The sequence below is a fragment of the Nitrospira sp. KM1 genome, from assembly GCF_011405515.1.
GTDB lineage: Bacteria > Nitrospirota > Nitrospiria > Nitrospirales > Nitrospiraceae > Nitrospira_C.
This window is the reverse complement of record NZ_AP022671.1, coordinates 645063-670758: the sequence shown is the minus strand read 5'-3', so window position 1 is coordinate 670758 and position 25696 is coordinate 645063. Positions and strand designations below refer to the sequence as shown.

At 59.3% G+C, this 25696-nt stretch carries 27 protein-coding genes, 1 tRNA gene and 1 pseudogene; 21 read left to right on the top strand and 8 right to left on the bottom strand.

The window, feature by feature from the left end:
* Positions 1 to 114: 114 nt before the first annotated feature.
* The 6 genes from W02_RS03145 (at position 115) to W02_RS03120 (ending at position 3742) form a co-directional block, all read left to right on the top strand.
* Complete coding sequence (locus W02_RS03145) at positions 115 to 987, top strand: Mrp/NBP35 family ATP-binding protein (RefSeq protein WP_173044723.1); 873 nt, start codon at positions 115 to 117, stop codon at positions 985 to 987.
* A gap of 231 nt (positions 988 to 1218) precedes the next feature.
* The gene (locus tag W02_RS03140; RefSeq protein WP_173044721.1) at positions 1219 to 1524 is read left to right on the top strand and encodes a Rieske 2Fe-2S domain-containing protein; all 306 of its coding nucleotides are present in this window, start codon (positions 1219 to 1221) and stop codon (positions 1522 to 1524) included.
* A 29-nt stretch (positions 1525 to 1553) separates the two neighbouring features.
* A complete protein-coding gene (locus tag W02_RS03135) occupies positions 1554 to 1916 on the top strand; it encodes a hypothetical protein (protein ID WP_173044719.1) in 363 nt (120 codons plus the stop codon).
* Between the two features lie 117 nt (positions 1917 to 2033).
* Positions 2034 to 2396, top strand: a complete 363-nt coding sequence (locus W02_RS03130) for a hypothetical protein (protein ID WP_173044717.1) — start codon at positions 2034 to 2036, stop codon at positions 2394 to 2396.
* Between the two features lie 7 nt (positions 2397 to 2403).
* Positions 2404 to 3285 (top strand): lipoyl synthase, encoded by an 882-nt coding sequence (gene lipA, locus W02_RS03125; protein WP_173044715.1) that lies wholly within the window; start codon positions 2404 to 2406, stop codon positions 3283 to 3285.
* A 73-nt stretch (positions 3286 to 3358) separates the two neighbouring features.
* Positions 3359 to 3742: a nuclear transport factor 2 family protein gene (locus W02_RS03120; RefSeq protein WP_173044713.1), complete on the top strand. Its 384-nt coding sequence runs from the start codon at positions 3359 to 3361 to the stop codon at positions 3740 to 3742.
* A gap of 16 nt (positions 3743 to 3758) precedes the next feature.
* Here the strand turns inward: W02_RS03120 and W02_RS03115 are convergent, their stop codons facing one another.
* From W02_RS03115 to W02_RS03095, 5 genes are all read right to left on the bottom strand, one after another.
* Complete coding sequence (locus tag W02_RS03115; RefSeq protein WP_173044711.1) at positions 3759 to 4559, bottom strand: class I SAM-dependent methyltransferase; 801 nt, start codon at positions 4557 to 4559, stop codon at positions 3759 to 3761.
* A 62-nt stretch (positions 4560 to 4621) separates the two neighbouring features.
* On the bottom strand, positions 4622 to 4849 hold the full coding sequence (locus W02_RS03110; protein ID WP_173044709.1) for a hypothetical protein: 228 nt from the start codon (positions 4847 to 4849) through the stop codon (positions 4622 to 4624).
* A complete protein-coding gene (pgm, locus tag W02_RS03105) occupies positions 4849 to 6498 on the bottom strand; it encodes a phosphoglucomutase (alpha-D-glucose-1,6-bisphosphate-dependent) (RefSeq protein WP_173044706.1) in 1650 nt (549 codons plus the stop codon). The genes W02_RS03110 and pgm overlap by 1 nt, the downstream gene beginning before the upstream one ends.
* Before the next feature lie 77 nt (positions 6499 to 6575).
* Entirely contained in the window at positions 6576 to 7079 is a 504-nt protein-coding gene (locus W02_RS03100) for a tetratricopeptide repeat protein (RefSeq protein WP_173044704.1), read from the bottom strand.
* Between the two features lie 138 nt (positions 7080 to 7217).
* Positions 7218 to 7523, bottom strand: coding sequence for a GYD domain-containing protein (locus tag W02_RS03095; protein WP_173044702.1), 306 nt, complete (start codon positions 7521 to 7523; stop codon positions 7218 to 7220).
* A gap of 585 nt (positions 7524 to 8108) precedes the next feature.
* Here W02_RS03095 and W02_RS03090 point away from each other — a divergent pair.
* The 12 genes from W02_RS03090 (at position 8109) to W02_RS03035 (ending at position 22683) form a co-directional block, all read left to right on the top strand.
* Positions 8109 to 10199, top strand: coding sequence for a DNA topoisomerase VI subunit B (locus W02_RS03090; protein ID WP_232068633.1), 2091 nt, complete (start codon positions 8109 to 8111; stop codon positions 10197 to 10199).
* Positions 10200 to 10207: 8 nt separating this feature from the next.
* Complete coding sequence (locus W02_RS03085) at positions 10208 to 11314, top strand: DNA topoisomerase IV subunit A (protein WP_173044700.1); 1107 nt, start codon at positions 10208 to 10210, stop codon at positions 11312 to 11314.
* 261 nt (positions 11315 to 11575) lie between these two features.
* The gene (locus W02_RS03080; protein WP_173044698.1) at positions 11576 to 13189 is read left to right on the top strand and encodes a DEAD/DEAH box helicase; all 1614 of its coding nucleotides are present in this window, start codon (positions 11576 to 11578) and stop codon (positions 13187 to 13189) included.
* Positions 13190 to 13265: 76 nt separating this feature from the next.
* Positions 13266 to 13604 (top strand): hypothetical protein, encoded by a 339-nt coding sequence (locus tag W02_RS03075; protein WP_173044696.1) that lies wholly within the window; start codon positions 13266 to 13268, stop codon positions 13602 to 13604.
* Between the two features lie 11 nt (positions 13605 to 13615).
* Positions 13616 to 13897 (top strand): hypothetical protein, encoded by a 282-nt coding sequence (locus W02_RS03070; RefSeq protein WP_173044694.1) that lies wholly within the window; start codon positions 13616 to 13618, stop codon positions 13895 to 13897.
* 246 nt (positions 13898 to 14143) lie between these two features.
* Positions 14144 to 14707, top strand: coding sequence for a peroxiredoxin (locus W02_RS03065; RefSeq protein WP_173044692.1), 564 nt, complete (start codon positions 14144 to 14146; stop codon positions 14705 to 14707).
* Positions 14708 to 14830: 123 nt separating this feature from the next.
* Complete coding sequence (locus W02_RS03060; protein WP_173044690.1) at positions 14831 to 15097, top strand: thioredoxin family protein; 267 nt, start codon at positions 14831 to 14833, stop codon at positions 15095 to 15097.
* 56 nt (positions 15098 to 15153) lie between these two features.
* Positions 15154 to 15309 (top strand): hypothetical protein, encoded by a 156-nt coding sequence (locus W02_RS03055; protein ID WP_173044688.1) that lies wholly within the window; start codon positions 15154 to 15156, stop codon positions 15307 to 15309.
* 11 nt (positions 15310 to 15320) lie between these two features.
* Positions 15321 to 18521: a PD-(D/E)XK nuclease family protein gene (locus W02_RS03050; RefSeq protein ID WP_173044686.1), complete on the top strand. Its 3201-nt coding sequence runs from the start codon at positions 15321 to 15323 to the stop codon at positions 18519 to 18521.
* Complete coding sequence (locus tag W02_RS03045; RefSeq protein WP_173044684.1) at positions 18514 to 21873, top strand: exodeoxyribonuclease V subunit beta; 3360 nt, start codon at positions 18514 to 18516, stop codon at positions 21871 to 21873. The genes W02_RS03050 and W02_RS03045 overlap by 8 nt, the downstream gene beginning before the upstream one ends.
* 10 nt (positions 21874 to 21883) lie before the next feature.
* The gene (locus tag W02_RS03040) at positions 21884 to 22297 is read left to right on the top strand and encodes a tetratricopeptide repeat protein (protein ID WP_173044682.1); all 414 of its coding nucleotides are present in this window, start codon (positions 21884 to 21886) and stop codon (positions 22295 to 22297) included.
* A 2-nt stretch (positions 22298 to 22299) separates the two neighbouring features.
* The gene (locus tag W02_RS03035) at positions 22300 to 22683 is read left to right on the top strand and encodes a metallopeptidase family protein (RefSeq protein WP_232068632.1); all 384 of its coding nucleotides are present in this window, start codon (positions 22300 to 22302) and stop codon (positions 22681 to 22683) included.
* Between the two features lie 13 nt (positions 22684 to 22696).
* Here the strand turns inward: W02_RS03035 and lgt are convergent, their stop codons facing one another.
* Entirely contained in the window at positions 22697 to 23512 is an 816-nt protein-coding gene (gene lgt / locus W02_RS03030; RefSeq protein ID WP_173051341.1) for a prolipoprotein diacylglyceryl transferase, read from the bottom strand.
* A gap of 359 nt (positions 23513 to 23871) precedes the next feature.
* Here lgt and W02_RS03025 point away from each other — a divergent pair, with 359 nt between their 5' ends.
* From W02_RS03025 to W02_RS03015, 3 genes are all read left to right on the top strand, one after another.
* Positions 23872 to 24129 (top strand): YtxH domain-containing protein, encoded by a 258-nt coding sequence (locus tag W02_RS03025; RefSeq protein WP_173044680.1) that lies wholly within the window; start codon positions 23872 to 23874, stop codon positions 24127 to 24129.
* Positions 24130 to 24466: 337 nt separating this feature from the next.
* Positions 24467 to 24555: transfer RNA gene (locus W02_RS03020), tRNA-Leu, on the top strand.
* A gap of 8 nt (positions 24556 to 24563) precedes the next feature.
* Positions 24564 to 24857 carry an addiction module antidote protein gene (locus tag W02_RS03015; RefSeq protein WP_173044678.1) on the top strand — a complete coding sequence of 98 codons (294 nt, stop codon included), beginning with the start codon at positions 24564 to 24566 and terminating at the stop codon, positions 24855 to 24857.
* A gap of 359 nt (positions 24858 to 25216) precedes the next feature.
* On the opposite strand, the gene W02_RS03010 is transcribed toward W02_RS03015, so the two are convergent.
* Positions 25217 to 25522, bottom strand: a complete 306-nt coding sequence (locus tag W02_RS03010) for a HigA family addiction module antitoxin (RefSeq protein ID WP_173044676.1) — start codon at positions 25520 to 25522, stop codon at positions 25217 to 25219.
* Positions 25522 to 25659 (bottom strand): annotated as a pseudogene (locus tag W02_RS21970) (type II toxin-antitoxin system RelE/ParE family toxin); the annotation flags it as partial. The pseudogene W02_RS21970 and the gene W02_RS03010, both read right to left, overlap by 1 nt.
* Positions 25660 to 25696: the final 37 nt, after the last annotated feature.

Below are 25696 nucleotides of genomic sequence, written 5' to 3'. Positions count from 1 at the left end.
CGTCACAGTGGGTCTATTGACCCATTTCCTTTGCATCCGTCGATCTCGTATGATGCGGAGAGGCATCGTGCACGCGTGCATGGCCTTCATGCACCCTTAGGAGGAGGGCTTCAGATGGCGGACGAACATTCACATCCCGGCCAGCAGGCCCAGCCGAAAGAGCAGCTCATTCCAGGCGTCAAACACGTGATTGCCGTCAGCAGCGGGAAAGGCGGCGTGGGTAAGTCCACCGTGGCCGCGAATCTGGCCTGTGCCCTGGCTCTGACGGGTGCAAAAGTCGGATTGCTGGATGCGGATTTATACGGCCCGAACATTCCGATGATGATGGGCAGCACGAAAGGTCCGGAGCAGCAGGATGGGAAAATCATTCCGGTCGAAAACTACGGCGTCAAGCTGATATCCATGGCGTTCTTGGTCCCCGAAGAAGCCCCGCTCGTATGGCGGGGGCCGATGGTGCACCAATACCTGCAGGCGTTTTTCCGCGACGTGCTGTGGGGTGAATTGGATTACCTGATGATCGATCTGCCTCCCGGCACCGGCGACGTGCAGCTGTCGCTGTCGCAAATGGTCCCGCTGGCTGGCGCGATCACCGTGACGACGCCCCAGGAGGTTGCGCTGTACGACGTCCGGAAAGGTATGGCGATGTTTACCAAGGTGAACGTCCCGCTGCTGGGGATCATCGAAAACATGAGCTTCTTCGTCTGCGGCCACTGCGGCGAGCGGACGGATATTTTTTCTCATGGTGGCGGAGAGCGCGCCGCGGAAAAGGTCGGCGTTCCGTTCCTGGGGAGCATTCCGATTGATCCTGCGATCCGTGACGGCGGCGACACCGGCCATCCGATCGTCGTGGCTCATCCGGAATCACCCCAATCCAAGGCATTCAGGGATATCGCCGACAAGATCATCGGGACATTGGGCGGGAAGAAGGAAGGCCGATCGATCGACAGCCTGCTCAAGAAAATCAAAGAACCATTTACACAAAACTAGCGGTATCACTATCAGGCTGTTGAAAACTGTTTTGGACCCCGGAAAACACAAAACTGGGCATGATCGCTGATCGAGTCGGAAAAGCTCGCAGGATGTTCAAAAAGGCCTTTCGGCAAGGCCGCAGCGAACGAAGAGGCGAATCGTACTCTCTGTCGTACGCTGAGCCTCTGAGTAACGCGAGAACGCAGCCGGAGGACTTTTTCAACATCCTGCTATTGGTGGAGGAATTTCATGGGTGAGTTCGTGCGTGTCGCAGGGACCGGCGACGTCAAGCCGGGCAGCGGGATCGTGGCCGAATCGAATGGAAAGACGCTCGCCGTCTTTAACGTAGACGGGACGTTTTACGCGATCGACAATGTCTGCATCCATCGGGGAGGGCCGCTTGGGGAAGGTGAACTCGAAGGCAGCGTCGTGACCTGTCCCTGGCACGGCTGGAGATTCGACGTCACATCCGGTGTCTGCAAGAACAACCCGTCCGGTAAGGTGGAATCGTATCAGGTTCAGGTGGAAGGAGCGGACATCAAGGTCCTTCTCTGACACCCGGATCGAGATAGAAAGGAACGGCTATGCCCGCTACGGCCAAAGACCAGATTGAAGTCGCCGCCGCGCTCGTTCGGCTCTACGTGTTTCTGGCAAATTACCTGGACCGCTGTTTCGATGAATCCGCGCGCAAGACCTATCCGGATGCGGATCTGCAAGCCCATCTGAGCTCGACGCGCCGCGAGCTGATGAACATCCTCGAGGTCAATCCCGTGGTGCAAAAGAAGCTGACCGAGGAATGCGATCGGATTCTGGGATTGGGCGCAAGTTGTCTGAAAAACGGCAGTCATCCCCAGCACCGTGAGGCCATTCAGGCTGAGCGCGCGATCCTCAAGAATAAGACCACGGCGTTGAGCGACTTGGTCGCGGTCTATAGGGCACTGGAATAATGCGGCGTCCGGTCGGACAATAAAAAGGTGCCGGCTGCGCGCCGTACCGTCCGTACCATCTCCACTCTGCAGATGGCCGACCTGTACGTCGGATTGTAGCGCGCCTGTCGAGGGCCCATGGATCACGAGACGCTGGACACATTCCAACTTGCCGGTCTGGACGATCGGGAGCGCGGATTCAGCCGTCCGGTCGAATTCGAGCATCACGAAACAGGCTATCGGGCCAACCTGAGGTACGAATCGACCAGACTGCATACCGATTCGCAGTTGACGCAGGATGCGGCTCTGCTCCGATTGGTGGAGATCCTTCATGCCCGCGGATACAGGCAGCTCAAATCTCAGATGACCTATCGCCGGGGCATCTATATCGGCTCGCAGGAAATTTGGGTGGAATATCCTGATCCGGTTGTTCCCAGTCCTGAACCCTCGGGATTGCTGGACAAATTGCTCACGTGGTTCCGTCCCCATCTCGCGAAATGACGTGTGAATGAAGTTGATCTCTCCCGATCAGATTCGGTCCCAGTCCCGTCCCAGACTGCCACCCTGGTTTCGAGTGGAGACCTCCACGACTGCCAAATATCTTGATCTCAAGAACACCATGGACGGCCTGGGTCTGCACACGATTTGTGAAGAAGCCCGCTGCCCGAACCGCTGGGAATGCTGGAACGCCGGGACGGCCACGTTCCTCATACTGGGTGGGATCTGCACGAGACGCTGTCATTACTGTTCGGTGCAGACGGGCAGGCCGCTGCCGGTGGATGACCGGGAGCCGCGAAAAGTGGCGGCAGCCGTGCAGGCGCTGGGCCTTCGCCATGCAGTCATCACGTCGGTTAATCGCGATGATCTGCCGGACGGCGGGGCGGCTGTCTTCGTCCAAACGATGCACGAAATACGGGCGCGTCTCCCGACCTGCAGCATCGAGCTCCTCATTCCGGATTTCGACGGCTGCGAAGCGGCTCTTACACTGGTCTGTGCTGAAAACCCCGATATCCTGAACCATAATATTGAAACCGTGCGGAGGTTGTTTCCAGCGATCAGACCACAAGGAAAGTATCAACGGTCGATGGATTTGTTGCAGAGGGCCAAGCGACTGGGGATGACGACGAAGTCCGGACTGATCGTCGGCATGGGGGAGACGTTGGATGAAGCCAGGGAAGTCATGCGCGATCTGCGGGCGGTCGGGTGCGACATCATGACGATCGGCCAATACCTGCAGCCGACGCGAGACCATCTGCCGGTCGCACGCTTTTACGATCCGTCTGAGTTTTCCCTGCTAAAAGATGAGGCGCTGGCCATGGGGTTCACCCACGTGGAATCCGGACCGCTCGTCCGCAGTTCCTACCACGCCGAACGTCATGTGGCGGGCTGATCGTTGACTGCTCCTCGGCAATCGGGAGTATGTCCGTTAAACGAGACGTTTACCTGCGAGCAGGAGGATCGACATGCCACCTGAGACGATACGGGCGCTCATGGCGCGGTACTTCGCGGCAACGCGCAAGATGGACGTGGAGGCGTGGTTGAGCTGTTTTGCAGAGGACGCGGTCAGTCACGATCCGTACGGCGGGACACCGCTCGAAGGCAAGGAGGCGCTGCGCCGGTTCTTCATCGGCGTGACGGATGCGTTCACGGCCATCGACTTTACGGAAGATTATCTCGTCGTCACCGCCGATCGCGCCGCCGTGAAATTCACTGCGCACGGAACAGGAAAGAATGGGCGCTCGGCGAAGGCCGAAGGCATCGATGTGTTCGAGGTCAACCGGCAGGGAACGATTCAAATCATGTGGGGCTATTGGGATCCGTCCGCGCTGCTGTCGCAGCTGCGGTAGTCCGGCGGGCGCCGATTCACTCGGCGGCCTGGCGGTTCCATCCTGCCAACACCCCGCGTCTGGCAATCAACGGCAAACACGCGGGGAGTACCCGGGCGATGCCGGACATGAATCGTTCGGCTCCTCGCTGATCGTCGAAACATTCGTAGACATCATCGAGAAACCCGCGACGTAACAATGGGTGTTCGAGAAAGTCGCGGCCTGTTCCCGTTTCCACCGGCAACGGGTAGTCGGCGGCGACGATACGATCCAACGCGAGCCGTTCGAGCCAGTCTCGGCCTTCTTCGATCGACGGGCGCTCCTGAAGGTACGTCTGGAATCGTTCTCGCTCGACCGTGAGGCCCTCCTCGACCATGTGGCGGTCGATCAACGCCCACAGCGAATCAAAGGTGCCCTGAGATGGAAACGTCAGCACAATTTGCCCGCCCGACTTGAGATGGTCGATCAAACCCTTCACCGTGTCGAACCGGTCGGGGCGGAAGAACATGACCGAGAGATTTCCGGTAATACGATCGAACTGGGCGATCGTATCGGGAAGAGCGCGGACGTCGGCGCACTCGAACCGGAGCCAGGGCATCTGCGATCCCTGGATCGACCGCGCGTAAGCGATTTGGTGAGCATTCACGTCCAGGCCGAGGACCTGTCCGGACGGCCCGACTTGTTCGGCGAGATAAAAGGCAGGGATGCCGCTGCCGCAGGCGACATCGAGGATGTGTAATCCCGCTTGCAGATCCAGATGTTGCAGCAGCGATTCGGCAAAAGGGGTGGACCAGGAATCGTCTTTAGGAAGAAGCTGTTTGGTAGAAAGCGGGGTCATGTTGTGGTGACTGACGCTGGAAACCGCACTCGATAGAGGCCGGTGTCGTGATGATCGCTCACTCACTCGTTCTTGTAAGCGCCTCGTATGTTTATGGCGGCAAGAGCGACCTGAAGCAAGATCAACGCGTAGGCGCCGGCATGCCATCCCCAGAGCACCCACAGCACATTGCTGAAGAGAAAACACCAGAAGCCGGCCTCGCGCTTCCATTTCATCTGCGAGGCCACAAGCCAGGAGGAGATCACGGTTACGACCATCGCAGGCCATTGAACGAAGTCGAGTGTGCCCATTATGGAGAAACCGACAGTGCTCTGGCGATGAGCGCCTGTGCTTCGTCCTGGATCCGCTTGAGGTGGTTCTTCCCTTTGAAGCTTTCCGCGTAGAGCTTGTAGACGTCTTCGGTCCCCGAAGGCCTCGCAGCAAACCAACCCTGATCCGTCACGACTTTGAGACCGCCGATCGGTGCGCCGTTGCCCGGCGCAGTTGTGAGCATCGCCAGAATCTTGTCACCTGCCAGCTCCGTGGCTGTAACCTGAGCGGGAGACAAGTTGGCGAGGACAACTTTTTGCTCGGGCGAGGCGGCCGCGTCGATGCGCTCGTAGATTGGTTCGCCTAGAGTCTTGGTGAGATCTCGATACAGCTCGGACGGATCCTTCCCGGACCGTGCCGTCATTTCCGCGGCCAACAGATCCATGATGATGCCGTCTTTGTCGGTGGACCAGACCGTGCCGTCATGTCGCAAAAATGAGGCGCCCGCACTTTCTTCGCCGCCGAACCCCAGCGAGCCGTCGAGCAGGCCGCCCACGAACCATTTGAATCCAACCGGCACCTCGACCAGCGGACGGCCGATGCGGCCTGCCACCCGGTCGATCAGGCTGCTGCTGACCAATGTTTTGCCGATTCCGGTGCCCGGCTTCCAGCCAGGACGGTTCGAGAAGAGATAGGAAATCGCCGTGGCCAGGTAATGGTTTGGATTCATGAGTCCGGCGGAGCGAGTCACGATTCCATGACGGTCGTTGTCTGCGTCGTTCCCAAATGCCACATCGAAACGGTCCTTGAGCGCGATCAGATTGGCCATCGCATGGGGCGATGAACAATCCATTCGGATCTTGCCGTCCCAATCCAGCGGCATGAAGCGAAAGGTCGGATCGATGGTGCGGTTCACGATGTCGATGTCGAATCCATAGCGATCGGCGATCGGCTGCCAGTAAGCGATACCGGAGCCTCCGAGCGGATCGACGCCGAGTTTCAACTTGGCGCGTTTAATCATCTCGACGTCGACGATGTTTCGAAGATCGTCGACGTATGAACCGACGTAATCATGACGGTGAGTGGTCGATGCCTGTTTCGCGCGCTCAAAGGGAATGCGCTTGATCCCCTCCAGGTCGGCGGCCAACAGCGCATTGGCACGGTCTTCGATCCATTTGGTGACATGCGTATCCGCAGGACCGCCTTGCGGCGGATTATATTTGATACCCCCGTCCTCCGGTGGATTGTGAGACGGCGTGATGACGATCCCATCTGCGAGCCCAGAGCGCCGGCCGCGATTGTATGTCAGGATTGCATGAGAAATGACGGGAGTCGGCGTATAGCCTTCATCCCGGTCGATCATGACATCGATGGCGTCCGCCGCGAGGATTTCCAGGGAGCTGATGAACGCAGGCCTGGAAAGCGCGTGCGTGTCCATGCCGAGAAAGAGCGGACCATCGACGCCCTGCCCGCGGCGATACTCCACGATGGCCCGCACCACGGCGAGAATATGGAATTCGTTAAACGATTGCTTGAAGGATGAGCCCCGATGGCCTGATGTGCCAAAGGCAACCCGCTGCCGCTTGACGGTGGGATCCGGCCGCTCCGACGTATAGGCCGCGAGGAGCGCGGCGGTGTCCATCACGCTCGATGCCGGGGCGGGTTTCCCTGCCAGAGGATGGAGGGCCATTTGTTATGGTGTAGCCCGCTGGCAATCAGGCTGTCAACTCTTCAGAACATCAATCGGAGGGGAGAAATGGGCGGGATTTACGGGCTCAGGTGCTGCGGCTTGCGGGGCATGGCGGGACCACTCTCCAACCGGTGTCGCGCGAGCCCCTGGCCTTCCGTGATCTGCACAGTCGTCATGCGGGCTTCCACATAATCGCGCGCCTGGGCCGCGTGCTCGTTGCCGAGCGCAATTGAAAGGCTGAGCCAATAATACGCCTGGACCAGATCGACGGGTACGCCCTGACCGTTCATGTACATCAACGCCAAATTATATTGGGCATGCGGCTCGCCCTGTTCGGCCGCTCGTTTGTACCACAGGAGCGCTTGCTCATCGCTCTGGGGCACGCCCAGCCCCTTGTCGTAGAGAAGAGCCAGGTCGTATTGGGCCCGCGCCTCCCCCATTGAGGCAAGCGACTGCAACTCTGCAGCGGTCTTGGTGTAATTGCCTTTTTGGTATGCGCGATCCGCGCGCCGGTCCTGACAGGCTGAAAGAGGAAGGCCGAAGCACAATAACAAGAGCAGAAGTGAGGCGGTGCGCGTCATGAAATGTCGGTGACCCCGGAGCGTGCCGATTGCATCAAGGCGTGCACCCTACGGTGCGGCCTGGAAGAAGTCAATATCGCTTCATCGACCAATCGCTCACGCCTGACTGCGCGCCGCCGTGCTCGTGCCGAAATCCGGTCAACGCTTTCCGAGACTTTCTTTGAGCAGGGTCTTCCACTCGTCCCTGGGAACGGCCGGCATGGTCGTAATCTGGATGTGTCCCATCGCCGCGTTCATGACGGCGGCCTTCATGGCCGTTTTGTTGTCGGGAAATTCCCAGACGGCGACGACATCGTACTCGCCGAGACAATAGTAGGCCTGGACCAGCTTTCCACCCAATGTCTTTGCATGATGTTTCACCATCTCGGCCCTCTCCATACCCTTTTCTTTCATGGACTGGAGACCGTGCTGTGTGAACTTCACGAGGCTCACATAGGTTTGCATGGCGCACCTCCTTATGGATGGAAGGAAGGAGAGTGGATCGACACAAGTGTAGGCCTGCAGACTCGTTCGCACAAGGTGTCCGAATGCCGACGCTGCAAATTAGTTTACTTGACTGGTTCTGCAACCGAGCCTATCGTAAACATGTGGGAGGAGTTAACGCCCCGAGGGAATATGGTTCATAAGGGGATCGAGCGCTGAGGATGGTGTGCAGGCCCAGCTTGTACTGGGAAGCCTAAAGTCCTCCCGAGATCTCCGCCGTACCTAATCGTCCTCGGTTAGGTGCGTGCTCCTCCCACCCAAAACATCGCAACGCCGCCGGCCCTCTGCAGCGAATTCGTTTTCCCATAGCAAACAACTCCAGTACATTCGCCACTATGCCCTCCTGATCGACAACCGCATGAAGATGTGTTCCGAATGTGGCGCTGCACCGTCTGAAACAAAATTTCTCAAGCCGATGGTCACCGTTCGGCAAGCCATTTCACATGTCCGACACCCGCCGTGACGCAGCGGTTTTTCCAACAGGCTGGAATCCGCAAAGCGTTTATGGTACCAAGACACATGACGTTCACTGTCCTGAGAGGATGAATGGCCAAGACACATAAGTCCAAGTCCACATCGGCAACATCCGTTTCCGCGTCCGCCCCATCGCCTCCCGAATCAGCCGCTGCAACGAAAATCTCCGCCAGGCCGGCGCAGCAGGTGACGGCTGTCGAAATGGGTGCGCGCCAGCGCGAGATTTCGGTCTCGGAATTTTTCACGAAGAACCGGCACCTGCTCGGCTTCGACAGTCCGCGCAAGTCATTGCTGACCTGCGTGAAGGAAGCCGTCGATAACGCGCTCGATGCAAGCGAGGAAGCCGGGATCTTGCCGGACGTCACGGTGCGCCTCGAAGTCGTGTCGAACGGAGAGCCGGTCGCGCCCAGCCAGGCCACGAAATTCCGCATCACCGTCACGGATAACGGACCCGGTATCGTGCGCCAGCAGATTCCCCGAATTTTTGCGAAGCTCTTGTACGGGTCGAAGTTCCATCGGCTCCGCATGAGCCGGGGCCAGCAGGGGATCGGCATCTCTGCCGCCGGCATGTACGGACAGCTCACGACCGGCAAACCCGTCAAGATCATTTCGCGCACGGGACCGCGCGCGGCCGCCCATTTCTTCGAAGTGCAGATCGACACCAAGAAGAACGAGCCGCTCGTCCATGAGAACAAGCAAATCGACTGGGAGCAGCCGCAGGGAACCCAGGTCACACTCGAGGTCGAAGGGAAATACCAGAAGGGCCGGGCGTCCGTCGACGAATGGCTCGAACAAACGTCGATTGCCAATCCGCACGTCAAGCTCGTGTATCACACGCCGGAAGGCGAGACGAAGGAATACGCTCGCACCTATCACGAACTGCCGCCGTCCCCGCGCGAGATCAAGCCGCATCCGTACGGCATCGAATTCGGCATGATGCTCAAGATGCTCCAGGACACCAAGAGCCATTCTCTGTCCGGATTCCTGTCGGGCGACTTTTGCCGCGTGTCGCCTCAACTGGCCGATGAGATGTGCAAGGAAGCCAAGGTCTCGCCGAACGTGAAGCCGCGCGATTTGAAGGGGCCGGCTGCGGAGAAACTGTACCAGACGGTCCAGGCCACCAAGATCATGGCGCCGCCGACCAACTGCATTTCGCCGATCGGCGAGAAGGCGATCTTGTCCGGTTTGTATAAACAGATCAAAGGCGAATTCTATACGGCCGTGAGCCGTCCGCCGGCGGTGTATCGGGGCAATCCGTTTGCGATCGAAGCCGGTCTGGCCTACGGCAACCGACCGGAAGATCAGAATAAGCCGCAACAGCCGGCCATGCCGAAGGCGGAAGGCGAGGACGACGAGGGCGACTCGGAACTCGCCAGGGTGATCCGCTATGCCAATCGCGTGCCCTTGCTCTATCAACAATCGGCCTGCTCGACGTTCAAGGCCGTCCTCAACACGACGTGGAAGAACTATGGTGTCAGCCAGTCCCGGGGAGCGTTACCCGGCGGGCCGATGGTGATCTTCGTGCACATGGCGTCCGTGTGGGTGCCGTTCACCAGCGAATCGAAAGAAGCGATCGCCGACTACGACGAAATCCAGAAAGAGATCACGCTCGCGCTGCGTGAATGCGGCCGGCGCCTCGGGCTGTTCCTCCGGCGTCGTGAGCGGGCGGCGAGTGAATTCCGGCGGCGGAATATTTTCGAATTGTATATCGAAGAAGTCGTTGAGGCCTGCAATCGCCTGAAAGGCGGCAAGCTCCCCAAAGAAAAGTTGAAGGCGCAGTTGCAGAAAATCGCGACGTCGCGAACCGGCGGACTGAAGACCGACGAAGCCCTCGGAAAGACGGGCGCAGGTCCGGAGGGCCTCCCGCATTCAATCATCGTGACGGCCGAAGGCGTCGAGGGCGAAGCCGAACTGGCTTCTCAGGTGGAAGCCGATGCGGAGGCCGTCTCCGAGTCCGGCGAACCGCCGACGGAGAAGGATCGTATTGCTGTTCCAGATGAAAAGATGAACGAGAAAGGCGCGGGCGCCAAAGCAAAGAGCAAGTCGTCGAAGGCCAGGCCGGGTCAAATGCCGCTCTTCTCGGAAAAGCCGGCCGGCGGTTCGCGCAGGTCACGCAAGGCCGGTAAAGACGCAAAACCTGTTGCACCCCGTGGAAAGAAATAGGAACTGTCATGGCCACGACAAAAGAGAAGAAGACAACGGCGGTCGAAAAGAAGCTCATCGGGCTGGCCGACGTCGTGATCACCGCCGCGGACCGGTCGAAAGACCCGACGTTTTCAATTCCCATCCGTGCCCTGTCCAACGTGTCGTTCAACGAACGACGGGGCCTGATCGAGATGGGGGGCAAGAAGCAGGCGCGCTCGTTCTTCAATGTCGGCATGGCCAAGAAGTTCATGCAGACCGTCCTTGTCGCCGATGCCTTGTCGGAATTGCAGAGAGCGGACCTCACGACGTCGCTTCGTGAAATTTATTACCGCACGAAACATACGATCAAGGATTCTCACGAGAACACCTTTGATACGCAGGATGAATCCGATCCCGTGATCGAAGATCTGGAAGTCTCGCTCGCGGCGTTGCGCGAGGAACTTCACGTGCGGGCGGAAAACAGCGGCAGCATCGTCGGTCCGGTGGTCTTCGGTGACGACGGCGATCGGGTGGACTGTTCGAAGTTGGGAAAGGGCGGCTACTCCGTTCCTTCGATTGTCGAACCCGAGTACCTGGAGATCCGCCGGTGCACGGCCGATTTTCTGCTGCTGGTCGAGAAAGGCACCCAATGGAACCGGCTGTCGGAAGACAAGTTCTGGCGGCGCTATAATTGCGTGCTGCTGACCGGCAACGGCCAACCGCCGAGAGGAGTCAGGCGACTCGCCAGGCGCCTGCACGAGGAGCACAAACTTCCCGTTTATGTGTTGGTGGACAACGATCCATGGGGCTACTACATCTATTCGGTCGTCAAACAGGGCTCAATCAACCTGGCCTTCGAAAGCCAGCGTATGGCGATCCCCAAAGCCAAGTTCATGGGATTGTCGAGCGCCGATCCGGAACGCTATGAATTGCCAAGAAATGTCGGGATCAAGCTCAACGAAAAAGATATCGCCCGCGCGAAGGAATTGATGAACTACCAGTGGTTTCAGAAGCCCGCCTGGCAGGCGGAAATCAAACGCATGCTCGCCAGCGGGCTCAAGTACGAGCTCGACGCCCTGGCCAACAAGGACTTCCAGTATCTGACGAAGAAGTACCTGCCGAGAAAGCTCAAAGAAAAGGACTGGCTCGACTAGCAGTGTGTTGATCAACTACGTGATGACCTCGGAAATGGAGTCATGTCTGAGGTCACGGGCGGCATTAGCATGCCCTGCAGGCTGTTCAGAAAGGCCGTCCAGCAAGGCCGCAGCGAGTGAAGAGGCGAAGCGTACTCTGTCCCGTACGTTGAGTCTCTGAGCGATGCGAGAACGCCGCTGGCGGACTTTCTCAACAGCCTGCTAGGCCATCCATCCGCCGAGCTCAGATTCGACAATCCACTGTGTGACACGAGGTCAGCGTTGGCGCCGGGCAATACACAAGAACCCCGTCGTACGGGCCGCGCGCAGGCTGCGCGGCCATTACCGGTCTGGACGTCCGCGTTGCGCGACTGGCAGCAGCGCGCCTGGAACGCCGTACTCGGCCATGGCGCATCCGACTTCCTGGCGATGGCCACGCCGGCGGCCGGCAAGACGCGGTTCGCGTTGCGCGTCGCGCATGATTTTCTGATGAAGGGCGCGGCGGCCCGCGTCCTGGTCATCTGTCCGACGAATCATCTGCGGACCCAATGGTCCGAGGCGGCGGCGCGCTTCGGCCTCCATGTCGATCCGGCTCTGACCAACGAACAAACCATCGAGGCACCGGATTATCACGGCGCCGTCGTCACGTACCAACAGGTTTGTCTGGCGCCGGCCGTCTTCGAGCGCAGTTGCCGGAGCAAAAAGACGCTGGTGATTCTCGACGAATTGCACCATGCCGGCGACGGCAAGAACTGGGGCAAGGCGCTCCGCCGTGCATTCGAACCGGCGGTGTTCCGGCTGGTGCTCTCGGGTACGCCGTTCCGCTCGGACAACAATCCCATTCCGTTCATCCGCTATGAACACGGCGAGAGCCGGGCCGATTTTGCGTACGGGTATACGGACGCCATCCGCGACAGCGTGTGCCGTCCGATTGTTTTCCCCAGTTACGAAGGCGAGCTGACCTGGCTGTCGGACGGACGCGAGCATACGGCGACCTTCGAGGATGGATTGAAGTTCGATCTTCAGCGGGAACGGCTCAAGACCGCGCTGCTGCAGGAAAGCTGGCTGGGACCCGTCATCACGGAAGCGCATGCGCAGTTGAGCCGGCTCAGAAAAGACGAACAAGCCGACGCGGGCGGGCTCATCGTCAGCATGGATCAAGAGCATGCGAAGTGGGTGGCCGATCTGGTCGGGAAAGTGACGGGCACGAAGGCGGTCGTCGCCGTATCGGATGATCCGTCGGCGTCGCGTACGATCGAACAGTTTTCCGGGCATCAGAAACAGCAGTGGCTGGTGGCGGTCAACATGGTCAGCGAGGGTGTGGACATCCCGCGCCTGCGTGTCGGCGTCTATGGAACGAACGTGCTGACTGAAATGTATTTTCGCCAGGTCGTCGGACGGTTCGTCCGCATGCAGGATTCCGTGCCGAAACCGCAACGCGCCTGGTTGTATCTGCCGAAAGATCCGGTGCTCGTGCACTACGCCAGACAGATCAAGGCCGAGCGCGACCATGTCTTGGAAGATGTCATGCCCGCGGTGCCGCGAGACCTCTTCGGCAGGGTGGTGGTCTCAAAGAAGGAATACGTGCCGCTCAACGCGGTGGCCAAGCTCGATGCCCTGATCGGCGAAGATGAGGGCGGGGGAGAAGGGGAACGATCGCCTCTCAAGCAGGAACACGCGGTCTCGCTCCACGAGGAAAAGCGGGACTTGCGGGATCTGCACCGCCTTCTTGTGGCCTCCGTCGCGCGCAAAAGCGGGATCGATCACCGGCGGTTGAACGCGGAGCTGATCGGGCGAACGGGCAGCCGCGTCGATCAGGCCACCGCCGAACAATTGAGGCGCCGCATCCAACTGCTGGAGCGCTGGCAAGAACGTGGATATGACGGCAAGCGGTAGAGAAGGTTTCTTGCTGCAACCGTGTTCGGCATATTTGCAGTGGCGCAATCGGAAGGGTGCATGTTAACGTAAGTCTATGAAACGACATCTCGCGGTCTTCATGAGCTCGGCGGTTTTGCTGATGGCATCCGGCGCGATGGCGGACCAGGACGCGCAGCCGGCCCCGCGCGATCCAGGTACGGCGCCGCCCGGCACCACGGCGCCTCGCCAAGATATTCCACCGGATCCCCGGGATCCCGGCATGGTGAAGCAGCCCGACGTAATTCCCAATCCGGACGCCGTGGTCACGCCGCCGGTCGTCGATCCTGGAATGGCCGTGAATCCTGACGAGCGGGACGGCGATAAAGGCAACGCTCCGCATAAGCTGGAGAGTCCTCCGGGCAGGAAGCCCAGTCATCCACCCGATCCACGCTGATGTGATGACACATGGGTGATCAGGACCCCAACACGGACAGTCGAGACGATGTCAAAGAGATCCACATAGCCGGGTGCGCGGTGCGTCTCGCGTTCGTGCGAAAACAGGATAACCGGTGGAGCGTCAAAGGAACGGTGGAGTGCGGCCTTCACGAACATCGCGACACCGAATCGATTCTGACCGGCACGTACGACAATCGGGAAGAGGCCGAACAGGCGGCAATCGGCCAGGTCACGGCGCTGCTGGGCCAGAACGAAGATCGCAGTTCATCACGAGTGACCAATTGGAATTAGCAGTGTGTTGACAAACTACGTGATGACCTCGGAAATGGAGTCCTGTCTGAGGTCACGGGCGTCAGTAGGACGCCCTGCAGGCTGTTCAGAAAGGCGTCTTTTCTCACCCACCCGCTCCGCCGCGCCAAGACGCGTCGGTTTGCCTCAAGGCCGCAGCGAGGCGCACGGCGTGAGGAGGACTTTGTCGACAGCCTGTTAGTGAAAGTCGCAGCGTTCACGATCACACAGCCAAGGAGGAGAACGGTTATGGCATCGATCGGGCAGGCGGTTCCTGAAGGCACGTACCAGGTGTATCACGATCGGGAGATCCGGTCGGTTTCATTGGACAGCTATCGCGGGCAGTGGCTGGTATTGGTATTTTATCCAGGCGATTTTACGTTCATCTGCCCGACGGAATTGGAAGATCTGGGCAAGCGTCACGCTGAATTCAAGAAACTCGGAGCTCAGATCATCGGCGTCAGCACGGATTCTGTCTACGTGCACAAGGCCTGGCACGATACGTCGCAGGCCATTAAGAACATCCCCTTTCCTCTCCTTGCGGACATGGGCGGGCGCTTGGCTCAGTCGCTCGGTGTGTATATCCATCGCGAAGGCGTGGCGTTGCGCGGAAGCTTCATCTTCGATCCGGACGGACGCCTCTGTGCCTACGAAGTGCACGCCAACAACGTCGGCCGTGACATGGGCGAACTGCTCCGAAAGCTGCAGGCCTCTGCGTTCGTGCGTGAAAACGGATCGGAAGTGTGTCCTTCCGGTTGGAAGCCCGGAGATCGCACGCTGCGCCCCAGCCTGGATCTGGTCGGCAAGATCTGAAGCCAAGATCTAAAGCAGGGTGATCTGACGCCGGTGCGGCTCCGGCACCTGTCGATGGCCTTCTTGCACCGGCTGAAAAGCCGGTGTTAAGATCCGATTGAATCACAGTCCGGAGCCTTCATCATGCCGAATATTACCTTGCTTGTGTCTCCCAGTTGCGGCGCATGCCCGTCGGCGAAAAGCCTGTGGAAACAGCTGCGCGTGAAGTACAGCTTTTCCTATCGGGAAGTCGACATCACCACTCAGGACGGTCAAGATCTTGCGAACCGTCATTCCGTCCGTGCCGTACCGGCGACGATCATCGACGGCCGCCTGACTTTCGTGGGTGTTCCCAGTCGGGAGAGTGCAGAAAAAGCCCTTCAACTCAAGATGCGTCCGCGAGAGACCTGATCCTTTTGCGATCCGTAGCCTCCGGCTGCCATTCGATTCCCTGAGGTCAAGACCGTATGATCGATGAAGATGACATCGAGTTGCCGATCCTTCCACGGATCAATCGTGAACCCCCCGATTGTCCGATCTGCGGAGACCCCATGTCCTTCATCGATGGAGACTGGGCCTGCGTGGATTGCAACGGTGAGCTTTTGGGGCCGGAGACCGGGTAAAATGTCCGACCATGCCCTTGGTGCTGACCGGCCGATTCCATCCCCATCTCGAATCCGCGCTTTGCGATCAGATTGCACGGGCCAAAAGGGCTGATCCCTTTGCCGCGGTCGCGATCGTCGTTCCTTCCCGTACGCTCCTTCAACGCGTTCAACAGCTTCTGGCCGTCGACCGGTCGCTCGCTCTGCTGAACGTTCATGTTCTGACATTTCATCAGCTCGCGCTTCGCATCGCCGCGGAAGGGCCGGCACCGGTCGCGCCTGTCCGCATAGTTGCGGATCTGTTCTTTGAACATCTCACCCGGCACATTGTCAGAAATCGTCTGACGGGACTGACGCCGTTGCAGCATCTGGCCGATTCTGCCGGGACGTGGACCGCGCTCTGGGCGACGCTCTCCGATCTCGTCGACGGCGGGGTGGCCGCTCCCGAAGCGCTCCGTGCCGTTCACGAACAATACTTCGGCCGGGATGACGGCGAGTGGCTGCGTGCGCTGTTCACGGTTTATGCCGGCGTCAAGGAAGCCGCACGTTCTCTGGAGGTCGGGACGGCGGACGATTTCGCCCGTGCAGTGACTCCGGCCGTGCCGTCCTCGATATTTCTCAAGCAGATGCGGGAGGTGATCTATTACGGGGTCTACGATCTGACGCAGGCGCAGCTTTCACTGTTCGAAGCCGTCAGCCATACGGTGCCCGTCACCATCGTATTTCCGTTGGACGACGAGCCTGCCTTCGAGTTTGCGCGCCGTTTTTTCGAGCGGCATTTGCAGCCGATGGTTGGAGGCTCGGCAACCATCACCCGTGTAGGTCTCCCGATATGTCACTCCGGATCGTCGGGACCGGGACCGGTTGAACTCGTTGTCCGGAGCGCTGCAGGCACGGATGAGGAACTCGCGCTCGTCTGCCGGACGATTCTGGATCTGGTGGAGACACAGGGATACCGCTTCGATGAGATCGGCGTTGTCGCCCGCACGCTGGAGCCCTATGCGCCGCAGCTCAAATCCGTTCTCGATCGACATCGCATCCCCTTTACCACCACGCTCTCGCGCACGCTGATTCATGAACCGGTTTGCAAGGTGCTGGTTCAATTGGCTTCGCTGCGGATGAACGACTACTACCGAACGGCCGTGCTCGACGTGATCATGTCGCACCGCTATCGCGGCGCGTCCGGAGACCGGGACGAGCTGAAGCGGCGTCCCGATCAATGGAAGATCGTGCTCGCGATCCTTCACATCACGCGCGGACTCGATGAATGGGACAGGCTCAGACGCGTGAATGATTCCGGACTGGACATGGAGGAGACGCCGGAACTGGCCGGAAGATGCGAACGCTGGAACGTGGCTGCCGAAGTGATCGAACAGTTGCGCCGTGAGGTGGACCACCTGATTACGGCTTGCGAGGAACTCCCGGAACGGGGAAGCATCACGGTGATGATCGAGGCGCTGGCGGGTCTGGTTGACACGACGGTGCAGCGGCCCGGCGAAGAATTATCGGAAGACGCCGGCACGATTCACGAGCGGGCCGTGTGGGCGGCAATCGATGCAGTCCTGTCCGAGCTGCACGAACTTGAGCCGATGGGGGAGGAACTCACCTGGGAGTCCTTCGTGAGTCTATTGGTGCGCGCACTGGAACGTGCGTCAGTGCCGGTCGAATCGGGTTCGCACGGTGGGGTGGCGGTGCTGGATGCCATGGCCGCGCGGGGCATACCCTTTAAGACATTGTTCGTCGTGGGCCTCAACGACAAGATCTTTCCCCGCTTCATCCGCGAAGATGCGTTTCTGCGCGACCGCCATCGCGCCGTGCTCGACGACACGCTCGGCTTCAAAGTCGACGAGAAACTTGACGGCTATGAAGAAGAGTCATTGCTGTTTGCGCTGTTATGCCAGTCGGCCGGGCGGAAGCTGTTTCTCTCTTTTCAGCGTTCGGACGAGCAGGGGCGGCCGCTGGCTCCATCGCCCTACCTCGAGACGGCGGGACGCCTTCTTTCCGTCGATCAGCCGCCAGTGGAAGTTTCACCGAGGCGCTTGACGGAACGTATCCGCCAGCGGCCGTTCCTGCGTCATTTTTTGCCGCCGGACGAATTGATTCGATGGGCTGCCCTGAACGGGAGCGGTGCCGTGCAATTGTCCGAGGCCTTGGGCCGAGACGCCAAGAGATTGCTGCATGCCATGGAAGTGCTCGCTCAGATCGAAAACGAGGATTCCGCCCTGACGCCGTTCGATGGAATGACCGGCCTGCTCCAATCGCACGGGAATCGCATCGCCGGCCGCGGGATGGCGCCGACACCGCTGGAACGCTATGCCCGCTGCCCGTTCCAATATTTCTCCTCGGACGTGCTCAAGCTCGAACCGCTGGCTCCGCCGACGCGACAGGCGGTCGATGCCGCCGTGCTCGGCACGCTGGCCCATGCCGCGCTGCGCCTCTGTTACGGGTCGCTCATTTCATCGGCCTGGCCACTTCAGCCATTGGCGGATCCTGCATTGACGGCGTTGATCCACGAGTCCGTCGAACTGGCCGCCCGGGAATGCGAGGAGCGGAAACCGGCGGGTCCCTACCTCCTGTGGGAACTGGCGAAGGAAACCGTTGAAGTGTTGATGCGGGCCGCGATCGAGAGCGATCTGAACGCGTTTCGCGAAGACGGCTATATCCCCGAAGTATTCGAAGTCGAACATGAAGGCGTCGTGCCGGATGTCGTATCCAAGGACGATGTTCCGTTGAAGGTCCATTTGAAAGTTCATGGACGGGTGGATCGGATCGACCGCCGGCCGGATACGCAGTCCGTACGAATCGTCGATTACAAATTCAAGATGGGGTCCACGATGACGGCGACGGACCGCCAGCTGCTGCAGGCGGCAGTTCGGGGATTTCGTCTCCAGCCTCCCGTCTATGCCCATATGGCCGTGGAGGGCGGCCGCATCCCGCACGAAGTGCAATTTATGTTTCTGGCGCCCGGATGGTCGGAACCGGTGACTAAAGTGCCCTTCCACATGCCTGCGCGCGGCTCGGATCAATACAGCCGGCTTCATGACACGATGCAGATCCTGCTGGACGGCATCCTGGCCGGCCGATTTTTCATGATCCCCGATGCCTATTGCAACATGTGCGACTACAGAACCGCCTGCCGATTGGAGCATTCGCCCAGCTGGTGGCGCACATACCGATCGGATGAATTCAAGGGATTGAAAGGGATTCGAAGCTTGCGGGTGAACGATGCGTGATGCCGAGACGGTCAGCGACCTCGTGCAGCGGGAGCTCGCGGAAACGACGTTCGAACGAAACGTCATCGTCGTCGCGGGCGCCGGAACGGGAAAGACGACGCTGCTGGTCAACCGTATGGTGCATTTACTCGTCAAGGAACCGGCTCCGGTGGCCGTCACCGAGATCGTGGCGTTGACCTTCACGAACAAGGCTGCAGCTGAAATGAAGCTGCGTCTGCGGGAGCGCCTGACCGCCTTGATCAAGCAGGCCCGCGGCGATGCGGGGTCCGTGTCCGATGGGGGAGCGGTAGCCGTGCCGGCGCTCTGCGCGCACTACAATATTTCACGGGACACCGTGGCAACCCGGGCTCAATCCGCGCTCGACGATCTGGAAAAGTCCCAAATCGGGACGCTCCACAGCTTTGCCGCCCATTTGCTCAGGCTCTATCCGCTCGAAGCGCGCCTCGATCCTTCCTTCGAAGAGGACGATGGATCGCGCTTCGAAGAACATTTTGCCAGGGCCTGGGATGTCTGGATCGATCGCGAGCTGAGCCGTGAAGGCCGCCACCATACGCTGTGGCGGGAGATTCTCCGCATCGCTGATCTCGAGGAGATACGAAATATCGCGAGGGCGTTGGCCGGCGATCTCGTCGATCTGGAAGCGATCAAGGCGCAGCTGATGCGGGACAAGCCGGGACCTGCTGAACGGGGTTGGCTTGTTGAGACACGCGATCGGGCTGCGGCGCTCCTCGATCGTCATGACCGTCCAAAGAGAAAAAAGATCGAGCACATGCTTGCCGCTGCGGTCGCGGTCTTGTCCGCTTATGGGCAAGAGGGCTCAAATGCGATCGACAAAATCTCTACAACCGATCTGGAATGGCTCGAGAAGGATCCCGGTGGCACGATCGTGGGATGGGAGAAATCGGAAATAAAGGAAGCCAGCCAGTACATCGGTATAGCCGTCCAATTGCTATATGTTAATGATGCATTCTTCAAGAAGCTGATTAACTTACTGGCTTCAATCATTCAGGACATTCGCACCTCCTTTACCGCACAAGGGCGCATATCGTTCGATGGCTTGCTGGCAGGAGCCAGATCTCTGCTGCGTGACCATCCCGGAGTGCGGGAACAGATCAAACAGGCCTACCGGGCGGTGCTCGTGGACGAATTTCAAGATACCGATCCGATTCAATACGAGATCATCCTGGCCGTCTCGGAACGGCTTGGCCGACATGCATCCACGTGGCATGAGACGACACTGGAGGATGGAAAGCTGTTTATCGTCGGCGATCCCAAGCAATCGATCTATGCCTTTCGCCGGGCCGACATCGAGGCCTTCGACCGGGTCGTCCGGAAGATCGAATCTCAGCAAGGAATGATTCACACGTTGACTACGAATTTCCGGAGCGATGCGGCCGTGCTCGAACCGGTGAACGACGTGTTTGACCGGCTGTTCGAACGCCGGCCGCACGTGCAACCGTCGAACGTGCGGCTGGAGGTGTGCCGCGCGCGGCGTTCACCGGCTGTCGATCCCGGTGTGCATCTGCGCGTGGTGTCACCGGATGCGGACGCTGAAGCCTACGGCGGCCAGGAAGCGACCAGAGCGGAATCCGAGATGCTGGCCCGCTGGCTCAAGGAGGATCTCTTTGGACGTCCGGGAGTCAAACCGGGGCACGTCGCTTTCCTCTTCCGCAAGCTGACACAGGCCGATGCGTATTTGGAAGCGCTGCAGCGGCACGGCATCCCGTACCTGATCGAGGGAGAAAAACACTTCTACCGCCGGCAGGAAGTCATCGACCTCATCAATATTCTTCGCGTGCTGGACAACCCGCACGACTCCGTCGCCATGGCTGGCATCCTGCGCTCGCCGCTGGGCGGATTGACCGATCGCGAACTTTTCGACCTGCGCGAGCGGAGACTGTTTACCTATCTCGCCCCAGACCGGCTCACCCAATGGGACCATCCACGCAAGGATCAAATCGCAGATCTCTTCAAGCAATTGGCCTATCTGCACCATGAGATCGCCGCGTTTCCTCTGGCCGATGCCATCCAGTTGGTCTTCGACCGGCTGTGCATGTTGGAATTGGCTGCGGCCTCGATCCACGGCGAACAGGCGGTTGCCAATCTTGTCAAGATCAAACAGACGGCCGCCGGGCTGTCGGACCGTCCGCACATGACACTCGGCGGATTCGTCGAATTGATGGTCTCGCGTCTCGACGAGCGGCCGGACGAGGCGGAAAGTCCGCTCGCAGAAGAGTCGCACGACGCCATTCACATCTTGACCATCCACAAAGCCAAGGGATTGGAATTCCCGGTCGTCGTCCTGCCCGGTCTGCATCAGGGAAGCGGAGGGGAACGGTCCGTCCCGCCTGTGAGCTATGACTGGTCGACCGGATTGTACGGCCTGTCGCTCGGCAGCCATCGGACGCTCGGCGCCGTGCTCGTACAAGAAAAGGCCGCGATCCGGGAGGAAGCGGAACGGCGGCGCGTGCTCTATGTCGGCATGACACGCGCCAAGGACATGCTGGTGCTCTCCGGCGGCAAGACCGCCCGTGCAGTAGGTGAATCCGTCATTGAATTGCTGCGGGCGATCGGAGAGGGGGACATCGGCGATCCGTCAACCGCCGCGTTCACGGTCGGAGCCAGCGCGATTCCACATGTCGTTGTGAGGGGCACAGTCCGGAAGCGGCAGCGGCGTGAATCCGGCATCGTATCCGACATTCCTGCGATCGATCCGGCGGGCATGGCCTCTCTGTGGGAGGAGCGGACGGGCCGTTGGAAGGCCGCGCAGCAGAGGCCGCGGCATGTGACGCCGACAGGAATGTCACGGCCGGAGTCTGCGGTGCGATCTCCGCGCATGGCATCATCCCGGGCGGCTCGGGATCGTGAACAGAATCGCCTGGTCGGCATACTGGCGCACCGTATTCTCCAGCGCTGGGAGTTTGCCGGTGGTTTGGAAGATATGGATGTCCATATGGCTGCGGCCCAAGCCATCCTGACGGCCGAGCAGCTGCCGCTGGTTCCGTCCCTGACCGAAGAAATCCGGCGGATGTTCGCCGGCTTCGTGCAATCGGAGGCGTACGGTCGCCTTCGAGCGGCGACCATCCTGGGACGGGAGATCCCGTTTCTGATGCCGTGGGAAAACGGCCAGGTGATGGAAGGGGTCATCGACCTGATCTACCGTCTTGACGGGAGAATTTGGATTGCCGACTATAAGACCGATGATGTGGCGGGCGACGAGGCCCGCGAGCGGGCTCGACAGTATGAAGGTCAAGCGTCGATCTATCGCGCTGCCGTCGAACGATCTCTCGGCGAGTCGGATGCCGGGTTTCAATTTATTTTTGTGAGATCGGGCGTGACGGTGGACGTTTAAGGAGGATGCCATGTCAGTTCCCGGAATTCTGCTAGTTCTGTTCACTCTCATCGCCGGCTGTTCCAAAACCACGCAGGCGATGAACACACTGCAGCCGCCACCGGACGTCACGCCGGCGGTGGCTGCTGAACTCCAAAAGGGCAATGCGCTCTTCGCCTCGCGCGACTGGTCCGGGGCCGAACAGGCGTACCGTCACACGATCGTGCTCGATCCCTCGGTGGCCGAAGCGCATTACAATCTGGGTGTCACGCTCGATCGAATGGGCAATCCGGCTGAAGCGCGGAAGCATTATATGGAGGCCGCGAATCTCGCTCCCGGCAACAAGGTGATCTGGGACTCCCCTCCGCTCCGGAGTCAGCAAGGCGGACTGCAGCACGACATCAGCAAGAAATCATACCAGGATCCCACCTATAAAGGATTCTGACCGTGAGCGCCCGGCGCCGCCATCATGTCTCAGAGGAGGCCTTTGCCGCTTTGGTCGAGCAGGCCGTCGATGACCTGCCTGCGCCGTACGACAAGATGATCGAGGAAGTCTCGGTGGTCGTCGAGGAAGAGCCGCCCGCAGATGTCCTTCGCGATTTGGAACTCGAATCGGAGGACGACCTGCTGGGACTCTACCAAGGGGTCTCGCTTGCGGAGCCGGCGTTTTTCCAAACCGGAGGACAGCAACCGCCACGCATCTCCATCTACCGCGGGCCGATTTTACGGTTGTGCCGGACTCCGGAAGAAATCAGGCAGGAAGTACGGGACACGGTGGTTCACGAGCTGGGCCATCATGTCGGTTTGGACGACGACGAAATGCCGTATTGAAGGCGTCGCGCCCTCAGCCCGTCGTGACCTTGCCGCCGGCCGGTCCACTCGTGAGCGTGCGGCGTTGGTATCCCAGCACCAGCATGAAGCTGCCGATCACGATCATGGGGAATGAGAGAATCTGCCCCATCGAGAACGACCCGAACAGAAACCCGATGTGAGCGTCCGGCTCGCGGAAGAGCTCGGCGATCATCCGGCAGATGCCGTATCCGGTGATGAAACTCCAGAACACGGTTCCAGGCGGCGTCGGCCGTCTTCCGATCAGCCACAGCGCCGTGAACAGCAGCACGCCTTCCAATGCTGCCTCGTACAGCTGCGACGGGTGCCGGCAGACCGGACCCCCGTAGGGAAACACCATGCACCAGGGGACATCGGATGCTCTTCCGAAGAGCTCACCGTTGATGAAGTTTCCCATCCGCCCCAGTCCGAGTCCGATCGGCGTGACGGCGGCGGCCATGTCGGCCACGGTATAGACCGGGATGTGCTGCCGCTTGGCGAACCAAATCAACGCCACGATCGTGCCGATCAGCCCGCCGTGAAACGACATGCCTCCTTCCCAGACTGCAAAAATCTTCAGCGGGTGTTCGAGGTAATAGGACAGGTTATAGAACAGCGTATAGCCGAGGCGCCCGCCGATGAAGACACCGAACGCCGCCCACACGACCATGTCATAGACCTGGTCTTTGGTTAGCCCCAGACCCAACGTGGCAGTTTTTTGACGGATCACAAAATAGGCGATGGTGAGCCCGATCAGGTACATGAGCCCGTACCATCGAAGCTGTACCACTCCGAGGTCCAGGAAGACGGGGTCGATGTTCGGATAAGGAATTGCGTTCATTCGTATCATGAATGCCTCATGTGGCGTTGTGGCGGATCATAAGGGGAGGGATACGGCCAAAGCAAGCAACCATCATGAGTTTATGCGGCGGCCGATGCAGACAAGGTCTCCGTAGCGAAAAACCGTTGTGGGCAGACTTTTCCTGTTGGGTTTCCATCACGACTGTGTCGCGGAGTGTGAACAAAACGAGACCATAGATTAACTCGCGTTAACCCCCGGCCGGGCGGGGAAAAAGTTTTCCATAGATTCTCGCAAAATAGTCCCTGGCACGGTTGATGCTGTAGCCCTTCGTAGAATGTCGAGGGATGCGTCAACAGTGTTCAACTAACCGTTCTGAAGGAGGGTGCAACATGTCTGACCAGGGAAAGTATGCGGCAAAGATGGCGGCATTGGTCGCGGGCGGGGCGGTTGTCGGAGCGGGGATCGGGCTGCTGTTCGCACCGCAGACCGGCGCAGAAACGCGGCGCGATATCGGGCGATATGCCAAGAAGGCGCAGGTGAATGCAACGCGCTGGGGCCGCGCCGTGCAGAGCGGAGTGAAAGATGTCGTGGACCGCAGCAAGGCCATTGTCCAGAAGCGGGACCTTCATACGAAAGAAGCGGCCTAATATAGTATGTCGGCGCGCGACCCGTTGCTGACGCGTCGCGCAGTGTTCATCTCCGACCGCACTCGGCCTGATGCCAGAATTGGCACAGGCTGTTTGCGTTTGAAAGGACATCTCGCTCTCTCGGGTTCGGTACCGCGAAGTTCATAATGAATCATTCCGATTTTCGATCGTATCCTTCCTGCCGGTCAGAATTTTCACGCACGCTCGCATTCCGGCGCATAATCTCCATCCTCGATCTGTAAGCTTCAGGTCAAGAGCTCACGTTCAAGACCGATGTCGGCCTCGTCTTTTTTCCTTATGATTGAAATGCTACACTCCGGATCCTCTTCCATCCGATGCGGATGTGGCGAAACAGGCATACGCACAGGACTTAAAATCCTGTGACCCGAAAGGGTCGTGCGGGTTCGACCCCCGCCATCCGCACCACGGCGGTTATGAAAAAGAGCAAGGCTTATCAACCCTACTTGATCGACAGCCTGCGTGATATAGGCGAAGCCGAAGACTATTTAAATGCTGCGTTAGAGGAGGAAGATCCTGAACTGTTCATGTTGGCGCTGAGGAATGTAGCGGAGGCTCAAGGCGGTGTGGCCCGACTGGCTGAGAAAACCAAGCTCAATCGCGAGAGCCTGTACAAAATGCTCTCCGAGCGGGGTACCCCCGAGTTTCGCAGCCTCGATGCCTTATTGCGTGCCTTGGGATTCCGACTCGCTATCACGGCAAACCGTTAAGTGGACGCAGAATTGGGACGGGCAACTTTGACACGACGCCTCGACGCTTATGGAAGAGTAGCCATTCATGAACCAGCAAATGCGACAGCCGAAGTCTTCCTCACTGCCTTTGAAGCTTTGCCCAGATCACAACGGGAAGTTGTTCTGCAACACCTCTTTGCCAATCCAGCGCTCAAAGAGGATCTGATTGATGTGGCTCGCTGGTATGAACGACGGGCCGAACGCTCGGTGTCCTATGAAAAAATCCGACAAATGTTGAGGAAGGTCGGTCTGTGACCTATCGGCTGGTGATCCAGCCGTCTGCAGCTGGTCAATGAAAAGAATGGTCGGATCTGCAGCCACATGGGCAACTGATAAGACTAGGCCGGGATGAAGGGCTCGATCTTGATTTTCCCGGCTTGCTTACGCATCTCGGTGCTGTCGTACCAGGCCTGCATCTGAAGCAGCATGTCCATGCTGAGACGGAAGGCCTTCTCCAAACGCAGCGCCATTTCCGGCGTCAGCGAGGCTTTTTCATTCACCAGGTCGGAGAGTGTCGCACGGCGTACGCCAAGGATTCCGGCTGCCTGGGTCACGTTCAGACCGAGCTCGTCCAAGATTTCCGTCTTGATGAACCCTCCCGGATGGGCAGGCTTCATCCCGATTTTCATTCCTTTCGGCGCCATCAGTGATAGTCCTCCAAATCTAACAAATCCAAATAGCCATCTTCTTCTTCAAAGGTGATGCGCCAGTTCCCTGACGTGGAGATGCTCCATGTCCCTTTCCGATCACCGGAGAGGCGATGAACCCTCCATCCCGGAAGGGCGAGGCCCTAAACCGGCCTATATCCTTAGCCAATA

Coding starts and splice junctions, on each gene's coding strand:
- W02_RS03010 (WP_173044676.1), bottom strand. CDS start 25,522: ATGGCGCCGAAAGGAATGAAAATCGGGATGAAGCCTGCCCATCCGGGA.
- W02_RS03095 (WP_173044702.1), bottom strand. CDS start 7,523: ATGCAAACCTATGTGAGCCTCGTGAAGTTCACACAGCACGGTCTCCAG.
- W02_RS03040 (WP_173044682.1), top strand. CDS start 21,884: ATGTCAGTTCCCGGAATTCTGCTAGTTCTGTTCACTCTCATCGCCGGC.
- W02_RS03130 (WP_173044717.1), top strand. CDS start 2,034: ATGGATCACGAGACGCTGGACACATTCCAACTTGCCGGTCTGGACGAT.
- pgm (WP_173044706.1), bottom strand. CDS start 6,498: ATGGCCCTCCATCCTCTGGCAGGGAAACCCGCCCCGGCATCGAGCGTG.
- W02_RS03015 (WP_173044678.1), top strand. CDS start 24,564: ATGAAAAAGAGCAAGGCTTATCAACCCTACTTGATCGACAGCCTGCGT.
- W02_RS03140 (WP_173044721.1), top strand. CDS start 1,219: ATGGGTGAGTTCGTGCGTGTCGCAGGGACCGGCGACGTCAAGCCGGGC.
- W02_RS03050 (WP_173044686.1), top strand. CDS start 15,321: ATGCCCTTGGTGCTGACCGGCCGATTCCATCCCCATCTCGAATCCGCG.
- W02_RS03045 (WP_173044684.1), top strand. CDS start 18,514: ATGCGTGATGCCGAGACGGTCAGCGACCTCGTGCAGCGGGAGCTCGCG.
- W02_RS03100 (WP_173044704.1), bottom strand. CDS start 7,079: ATGACGCGCACCGCCTCACTTCTGCTCTTGTTATTGTGCTTCGGCCTT.
- W02_RS03055 (WP_173044688.1), top strand. CDS start 15,154: ATGATCGATGAAGATGACATCGAGTTGCCGATCCTTCCACGGATCAAT.
- W02_RS03120 (WP_173044713.1), top strand. CDS start 3,359: ATGCCACCTGAGACGATACGGGCGCTCATGGCGCGGTACTTCGCGGCA.
- lipA (WP_173044715.1), top strand. CDS start 2,404: ATGAAGTTGATCTCTCCCGATCAGATTCGGTCCCAGTCCCGTCCCAGA.
- W02_RS03135 (WP_173044719.1), top strand. CDS start 1,554: ATGCCCGCTACGGCCAAAGACCAGATTGAAGTCGCCGCCGCGCTCGTT.
- W02_RS03115 (WP_173044711.1), bottom strand. CDS start 4,559: ATGACCCCGCTTTCTACCAAACAGCTTCTTCCTAAAGACGATTCCTGG.
- W02_RS03065 (WP_173044692.1), top strand. CDS start 14,144: ATGGCATCGATCGGGCAGGCGGTTCCTGAAGGCACGTACCAGGTGTAT.
- W02_RS03025 (WP_173044680.1), top strand. CDS start 23,872: ATGTCTGACCAGGGAAAGTATGCGGCAAAGATGGCGGCATTGGTCGCG.
- W02_RS03085 (WP_173044700.1), top strand. CDS start 10,208: ATGGCCACGACAAAAGAGAAGAAGACAACGGCGGTCGAAAAGAAGCTC.
- W02_RS03110 (WP_173044709.1), bottom strand. CDS start 4,849: ATGGGCACACTCGACTTCGTTCAATGGCCTGCGATGGTCGTAACCGTG.
- W02_RS03070 (WP_173044694.1), top strand. CDS start 13,616: ATGGGTGATCAGGACCCCAACACGGACAGTCGAGACGATGTCAAAGAG.
- W02_RS03075 (WP_173044696.1), top strand. CDS start 13,266: ATGAAACGACATCTCGCGGTCTTCATGAGCTCGGCGGTTTTGCTGATG.
- W02_RS03060 (WP_173044690.1), top strand. CDS start 14,831: ATGCCGAATATTACCTTGCTTGTGTCTCCCAGTTGCGGCGCATGCCCG.
- W02_RS03145 (WP_173044723.1), top strand. CDS start 115: ATGGCGGACGAACATTCACATCCCGGCCAGCAGGCCCAGCCGAAAGAG.
- W02_RS03090 (WP_232068633.1), top strand. CDS start 8,109: ATGGCCAAGACACATAAGTCCAAGTCCACATCGGCAACATCCGTTTCC.